The 6,269-nt window shown below is 65.7% G+C and carries 7 protein-coding genes and 1 pseudogene; 5 read left to right on the top strand and 3 right to left on the bottom strand.

Going from position 1 to position 6,269, the window contains the following annotated elements; all coding sequences use genetic code 11:
- Together minC and QMX83_RS19425 are read right to left on the bottom strand one after the other, a co-directional pair.
- Positions 1-437: pseudogene (minC, locus tag QMX83_RS19430) on the bottom strand (septum site-determining protein MinC); the annotation flags it as partial.
- Between the two features lie 13 nt (positions 438-450).
- Entirely contained in the window at positions 451-1,047 is a 597-nt protein-coding gene (locus QMX83_RS19425) for a GNAT family N-acetyltransferase (RefSeq protein ID WP_282298288.1), read from the bottom strand.
- 137 nt (positions 1,048-1,184) lie between these two features.
- On the opposite strand from QMX83_RS19425, the gene QMX83_RS19420 reads away from it, so the two are divergent.
- The 5 genes from QMX83_RS19420 to QMX83_RS19400 all read left to right on the top strand — a co-directional run bounded on the left by QMX83_RS19420 (position 1,185) and on the right by QMX83_RS19400 (position 5,504).
- On the top strand, positions 1,185-2,378 hold the full coding sequence (locus tag QMX83_RS19420) for a sensor histidine kinase (protein WP_282298287.1): 1,194 nt from the start codon (positions 1,185-1,187) through the stop codon (positions 2,376-2,378).
- On the top strand, positions 2,378-3,019 hold the full coding sequence (locus tag QMX83_RS19415) for a response regulator transcription factor (RefSeq protein WP_282298286.1): 642 nt from the start codon (positions 2,378-2,380) through the stop codon (positions 3,017-3,019). The genes QMX83_RS19420 and QMX83_RS19415 overlap by 1 nt, the downstream gene beginning before the upstream one ends.
- A 272-nt stretch (positions 3,020-3,291) precedes the next feature.
- On the top strand, positions 3,292-4,371 hold the full coding sequence (locus tag QMX83_RS19410; RefSeq protein ID WP_282298285.1) for an SRPBCC family protein: 1,080 nt from the start codon (positions 3,292-3,294) through the stop codon (positions 4,369-4,371).
- An 84-nt stretch (positions 4,372-4,455) separates the two neighbouring features.
- Positions 4,456-4,827 (top strand): DUF423 domain-containing protein, encoded by a 372-nt coding sequence (locus QMX83_RS19405; RefSeq protein WP_282298284.1) that lies wholly within the window; start codon positions 4,456-4,458, stop codon positions 4,825-4,827.
- A gap of 2 nt (positions 4,828-4,829) precedes the next feature.
- The gene (locus QMX83_RS19400; RefSeq protein WP_282298283.1) at positions 4,830-5,504 is read left to right on the top strand and encodes a DNA-3-methyladenine glycosylase; all 675 of its coding nucleotides are present in this window, start codon (positions 4,830-4,832) and stop codon (positions 5,502-5,504) included.
- Positions 5,505-5,602: 98 nt separating this feature from the next.
- Here QMX83_RS19400 and QMX83_RS19395 read toward each other — a convergent pair whose 3' ends face one another.
- On the bottom strand, positions 5,603-6,136 hold the full coding sequence (locus QMX83_RS19395; RefSeq protein ID WP_282298282.1) for a hypothetical protein: 534 nt from the start codon (positions 6,134-6,136) through the stop codon (positions 5,603-5,605).
- Positions 6,137-6,269 lie beyond the last annotated feature (133 nt).

The raw sequence follows: 6,269 nt of genomic DNA, 5'->3' as shown, positions 1-6,269 counted from the left end.
GCTTCGGCCGCCGCAGCGACCGGGCTGGCCCGCCGCGCCGGTTCGGCGGCCGGGGCGGGTGCGCGTGCAGGTGCCGGCGCGGCGGCCGGTACCGGTTCGGCCTCGGCGCGCTCGTACTGGGCGCGGAACTTGGCCAGCAGCGGCAGGCCCAGCTGCTGGGAAAGCAGGTCGGTCTCGGTGCTGCCGTAAGCCAGCGCCACCGGCAGCACGCCGGCGCTGCGCAGGCCATCCAGCAGCGCCTGTGCGGTGGCCACGTCCGGCATGCGGCTGAGCCCGCCGAAGTCCAGGATCACCGCCGCGCGCCCGAACAGCTTCGGCGCACGCGCCACGCGTTCGTGCATTTCGCGGGTCAGTCGTTCCACATCCAGGGTACGGATGCGCAGGTTGGCGATACCCACCTGGCCGATCTTCAGCTCACCGGCCTGTTCGAAATCCATGTTTGCCGCCACTTCAGGTCCCCGTCGGTCGTTGCGCGCCCAGCGGCAGCCGGCGTTGGCCCACCCAGGGCACGTCCGGCAGCGCGTCGCCGTAGGTGTCGTGCACCCATTGGTAGCTGCACAGGTCCTTGAGCAGCATGCTGGCCCGCACATCCACGTGCGGCATGGTGTTCTGCCCGACCTCGCGGAAGCCGAAGCTGCCGTGGAAAAGCAGGGCAGCGTCGGCACCGTGGTCCAGGAACACCTCGCAGGTCAGCTGCGGGTAGCGCAGCTCAGCGTAGCTCTGGGCGTCGGCGTAGAACGCACGGCCGACACCGCCGCCGCGACGGCGGCTGGCCACCACGATGCGGTCGATGTAGAAGAATTTGCTGTCCAGGTGCGCTTTGAACCAGGCGAAGTTGCTGCTGTCGTGCCCGCTTTCGCTGCCGAAACCGATCAGGAAGCCGGCCAGGTTGCCGTCGCGTTCGGCGACCCGGAAGTACTCGGCGGTTTCATAGAACAGACGCAGGCGGGCCGCGTCGAGCGGCAGGATGGCCAGGCCGGCGTTGTTGTTCAGTGCCAGGACGGAATCGAGCTCGTGCTCGCGCACGTCGCGGATGACAATCGACATTGTGACTCCGTGGGGTAACGCGGATGGTTCCCGAAGGAACCCTGCACCGGATTATTACATGGCCGGCCGGTCGGGTCACCGACGAGCCATGACTTCTGCCCGGGTGCACAGGCGCAGGTTCAGCCTAAGATGCAGCCATGTTGGGATACCTCAGCCAAACCCGAGTACTGCGACTGGCCGGCCTGTTCACCTGGGTCATGCTGGGTCTGCCGCTGGTTTATTCCCAGTACGAGGCGCTGCTGCGCCATGGCGGACAGGTGGACAAGCAGGCCCTGTTGCTGTTCGTGGCGTATCTGACCTTCGGCGGCGGCTACCTGTGGCTGACCCGCGGGCTGCGCAACGGCGGCCACTCGGCCTGGTATGACCGCGCCATCCTGGTCCTGCTGACCATCTGTGCGCTGGGGGTCAGCTATCTCAGCGGCTCCGGGCTGGGCAGCATCCTGATGATGGTCGCGGCCGGGGTCATCCCGTGGATGCTCCCGGCGCGGGTCGGGGTGATCTGGCTGCTGGTGAGCCAGCTGGCGGTGGCCCCGGTCTATTACCTGTTCCTGCCGTTCTCGCTGTTCGAAGCGCTGATGCAGTCGCTGTTGTATGGCGGCTTCTCCATGTTCATCTTCGTGACCAGCCTGGTCGCCCGGCAGCAGACCGATGCCCGGGAAGAGCAGCGGCGGCTCAACACCGAGCTGCGCGCCACCCGCGTGCTGCTGGCTGAAAGCGCCCGGGTCAACGAGCGCACCCGCATCTCGCGCGAGCTGCATGACCTGCTCGGCCACCACCTGACCGCGCTCAGCCTGAATCTGGAGGTGGCCGGCCATATCACCGAGGGCCAGGCCCAGGAGCACGTGCACCAGGCCCATACCTTGGCCAAACTCCTGCTCACCGACGTGCGCGAGGCGGTCAGCCAGCTGCGCGACAGCGGCGCGATCGACCTGGCGGCCGCGTTGCGGCCGTTGACCGAGCAGGTGCCCTCGCTGCACATCCACCTGGACATCGAGGAGCCGCTGAGCGTGGAAGATCCCGAGCATGCGCATGTATTGCTGCGCTGTACCCAGGAGATCATCACCAATGCGGTGCGCCACGCCGATGCCCGCAACCTGTGGATCCAGGTACGCTGCGAGGACTCCGGCCAGGTCGTGGTGGAGGCGCATGACGATGGCATCGGTGCCGACGGTATCGTCGTCGGCAATGGCCTGCGTGGCATGCGCGAGCGCCTGCAGCAGTGCGGCGGTGAACTGCAGATTGAAACCCGCCGGGGCCAGGGCTTCCGCCTGCGCGCCTCGGTCCCCGGCGTGCCGGTGCTGATGCTGGCACCTTTTGAAGGAGCGTTGTGATGATTCGCGTCTGCCTGGTCGATGACCAAACCCTGGTGCGGCAGGGAATCCGCTCGCTGCTGGCGCTCGATGCCGGGATCGAAGTGGTCGCCGAGGCCGCCGATGGCCGCCAGGCCGTGGACCTGGTGCCCCAGGTGAAGCCGGACGTGGTGCTGATGGACATGCGCATGCCGGTGATGTCCGGGCTGGAGGCGCTGCAGATGCTGTCCCGGCTCGACCAGCTGCCGCCGACCATCATCCTGACCACCTTCGACGACGACCAGCTGGTGCTGGCTGGGCTGAAGGCAGGGGCCAAGGGCTATCTGCTCAAGGATGTGACCCTGGAGCAGCTGGTCGGGGCCATCCGCACGGTCGCCGAAGGCGGCTCGCTGGTGCAGCCGGCGGTGACCCAGCGGCTGCTGTCGGGACTGGAGCACATGCACAACGAGTTTGTCAGCCTGGACCGCCCGGACCCGCTCACCGACCGCGAGACCGAGATCCTGCGGCTGATGGCCAGCGGTTTCTCCAACAAGGAGATCGCCAATTCGCTGGGGGTGGCCGAGGGCACGATCAAGAACCACGTGTCCAACATCCTGTCCAAACTGGGCGTGCGCGACCGCACCCGGGCGGTGCTCAAGGCATTTGAACTCCAGCTTGTCTGAATCCGCCCGGCTCGCTGCGGCACAACCCTTGCAGGGCAAGGGTTTTACGGGTCAGTTGGAATTCATTCAGGTGCGGGCGAGTGAAGAAATTCCTTGCCCCTCTACGTGCGGACGCGCGCGATGCGCTATCTTTCCGCTCCTTGTCTGTACAAAACCGCTGCCGGCATGGAAACCGGTGCGCCAATCCTGATCCATTACACCTGCGAAGCCTGCTAGGATTGGCGCTTCGCTTCAATCAACCCGGCCGTGGGATCGGCCCCGGAGACTCCTGAATGACCCGTATTATCGAGTTCCTGATCGCCTTGGGGATCGTGGCTGGCCTGTTCGTCATCATTGGCGTGGCGCTGCCGGGCGAACGCCATATTTCCGAAAGCATCGAGACCAACCGCAAGATGACGATCGTGTTCGACACGGTCAACAGCCTGCGCCGCTTCAAGGACTGGAACCCGCTCCTGCTGCGCGATCCCGCCGTTGAACTGAAGTACTCCGGCCCCGCCGCTGGCGTGGGTGCCCGTCTGGACTACGCCTCCAAGGAAGCGTCGCTGGGCGAAGGCAGCTGGGAAATCACCGAATCCGAACCCGGCAAGCGTGTCGCCATCGCCATCGATGACGTCAGCAAGGGCCACGACAAGAAGACCAGCTTCACCCTCGAGCCGACCGGCAAGGGTGGCCGCAACGTCAAGATCACCCAGGACTACAGCGTCAAGTACGGTTTCGACCTGTTCGGTCGTTATGCCGGCCTGTACGTCAGCCGTCACATCGGTGACGACCTGAAGCTGGGCCTGTCGCGCATGGCCAACATGCTGGCCACCGTGCCGAACATCGACTACCGCACCGCCGAAGCCCCGCTGACCGATCTGGCCATCGTGGACGTCCCGGCCGAAGACCTGCTGGTGGTGAACGCCGGTAACGTCGACCGTGGCCAGGAAACGATCACCAAGTCGATCAAGGACAACCAGGAGTGGATCAAGCGCGTGATGGAGGCCAACAACCTCGAAGCCGCCGGCCCGTTCCGCATCATCACCACCGACTTCGGCCAGGAAAAGTACGCCTTCGACATCGCCCAGCCGGTGAAGAAGAAGGGCACCGAAGGTGCTTCGGCTGAGCAGCTGACCGTCAAGATCGACGGCGGCGCACCGGTGAAGTACGTGCACGTCGCTCCGCACCGTTCCGCCCATGCTGCCTTCACCGGCCACATGGCAGGCCTGGATATCGCCCGTAACGCCCTGCGCGCCTGGGCTGTCACTGCCGGTAACGAAGTCATCGACCGTCCGTACGAAACCTGGAAGGATGGCGTGGACAAGTCGTTCACCGCAGACGGCACCTACGACGTCTACTGGGCTGTGAAGTAACCCAGCGGTTGATGCGATGTAACGCATGACCTCAAAACGCGCCGCTCACTGCGGCGCGTTTTTTTTGGCAGAAGGAATTCCACCATGCTCAATCTGGAACGACGCACGCGCAAACCCTCGCTGCTGGCTTGCCTGGGCGGACTGCTCGCCGCCACCGCGGTCGGCCTGTCCGCCTATGCGTCGCATGGCATCAGCGACGCGCTGGCGCAGTCGCACGTGAGCACGGCCGCGTTGTATGCGTTCGGTCACGGCGTCGCCCTGGCGGTGCTGGGCGCAAGTCAGCAGAACCGCGTCGGCCGGTTGGCCCTGTATGTGCTGTTGCTGGGCACGCTGCTGTTCTCGGGCAGCCTGGTCGGCGGTGCGTTGTGGCAGCTGCCCACCCGCCTGGCTCCGGTGGGCGGCAGTGCGTTGATCCTGGGCTGGCTGGTGTACGGGCTCAATGCCCTGAGGCGCTGACCATGCCCCGCTTCCGCCGCGGCTTCGATGTCCAGCAGGCCCACGACTGGCTGGCCAGGCGTGACCGCCGGCTGGCGGCGTGGATGAAGCGGCTGGGGCCGATCGAGGCACCGCCGGGGTGGGGAAAATCATTCGACCCGGTCGATGCACTGGCGCGGGCGATCCTGTTCCAGCAACTCAGCGGCAAGGCGGCCTCCACCATTGTGGGGCGTGTGGAAACGGCCATTGGCAGTACCCGCCTGCACGCCGACACGCTGTCGCGTATAGACGATGCCGCGCTTCGTCTGTGTGGGGTATCCGGTAACAAGGCGCTCGCTCTGCGCGACCTCGCCCGGCGTGAGGCGGCGGGCGAGATTCCCGACCTGCGGCGGATGTCGGTGATGGAGCACGACGCCATCATCGAGGCGCTGGTGCCGATCCGCGGCATCGGTCGCTGGACGGTGGAGATGATGCTGATGTTCCGGCTGGGGCGGCCGGACATCCTGCCCATTGATGACCTCGGCATCCGCAAGGGCGCGCAGCGCTTGGACAAGGCCGAGGTGATGCTCACGCCCAAGGCGCTGGCCGAGCGCGGCGAACAATGGGGCCCCTATCGAACTTACGCCAGCCTGTACCTGTGGCGGATCGCCGACTTCAGCGAGACGCCGAAAGCGGCGACCAACCGATCACAGGATTGACGGCGCACGGTGCCGAGGGCAGACGAACCACGCGTAGAGCCACGCCCTGCGTGGCTTCGCGATGCTAAAACGGAGTCGCAGCCACGCAGGGCGTGGATCTACGCTTCCGGTTTCGGGGCAAACAACGGGTCGTCGCTGAGCCGGCCGCGCGGCGGGCGGCGTGCTTCCTGTGCGGCGTAGCGATGGTAGGCAAACGTTGCACGCGTACCGCGAATCATCATGAAAGCAATGATCACGGCCAAGGGGAGGCCGACCAGTATGGAGCGCTCGGTGAACAGCAGCGACAGCGTCTGACCGAGCAGGTAATAGCCAAGCAGCAGGCAGGCAGCGACGCGGCTGTAGCGGCGTATGGCCCAGGCGGCAGCGAGATAGAGAATGCCGTCAACCGCGGTTGCACCCACTGCAATGATCATGATCAGCAGGGTGATGTTGCCGTCCCGATACGCCTCGTACTGCGGCGCGAACTGCACCACGCTCACCAGCAGCGAGATCGCGCCCAGCACCGTTGCCAGGACCCAGAGATGCTTGATTGGCCCGCCAATTTCATGCGGAATCAGATTGGCACGCAGCCGCGCTTCGGTTTTGTCGGCAGGAGCCGCGTGGCCGGCCTGGTACGGGCTGTTGTCTTCCATGACGCGGGATCCCCTTGGATGGTCCGCAAAGCTTAACGCCAGGTATACCAAGCAGGAATAGGGGTTTCCCCCACGTAGAGCCACGCCCTGCGTGGCTGCGCGATCTCAAACAGGTCCGAAGCCACGCAGGGCG

This window comes from Stenotrophomonas sp. PS02289 (genome assembly GCF_029960115.1).
GTDB lineage: Bacteria > Pseudomonadota > Gammaproteobacteria > Xanthomonadales > Xanthomonadaceae > Stenotrophomonas.
Note: the sequence above shows the minus strand (reverse complement) of the source record. Positions and strands in the feature narration are given on the sequence as shown.

Bases quoted from the DNA above. Each gene is read 5' to 3' on its own strand.
- QMX83_RS19425 (WP_282298288.1), bottom strand. From the start codon at position 1,047: ATGTCGATTGTCATCCGCGACGTGCGCGAGCACGAGCTCGATTCCGTC.
- QMX83_RS19420 (WP_282298287.1), top strand. From the start codon at position 1,185: ATGTTGGGATACCTCAGCCAAACCCGAGTACTGCGACTGGCCGGCCTG.
- QMX83_RS19415 (WP_282298286.1), top strand. From the start codon at position 2,378: ATGATTCGCGTCTGCCTGGTCGATGACCAAACCCTGGTGCGGCAGGGA.
- QMX83_RS19410 (WP_282298285.1), top strand. From the start codon at position 3,292: ATGACCCGTATTATCGAGTTCCTGATCGCCTTGGGGATCGTGGCTGGC.
- QMX83_RS19405 (WP_282298284.1), top strand. From the start codon at position 4,456: ATGCTCAATCTGGAACGACGCACGCGCAAACCCTCGCTGCTGGCTTGC.
- QMX83_RS19400 (WP_282298283.1), top strand. From the start codon at position 4,830: ATGCCCCGCTTCCGCCGCGGCTTCGATGTCCAGCAGGCCCACGACTGG.
- QMX83_RS19395 (WP_282298282.1), bottom strand. From the start codon at position 6,136: ATGGAAGACAACAGCCCGTACCAGGCCGGCCACGCGGCTCCTGCCGAC.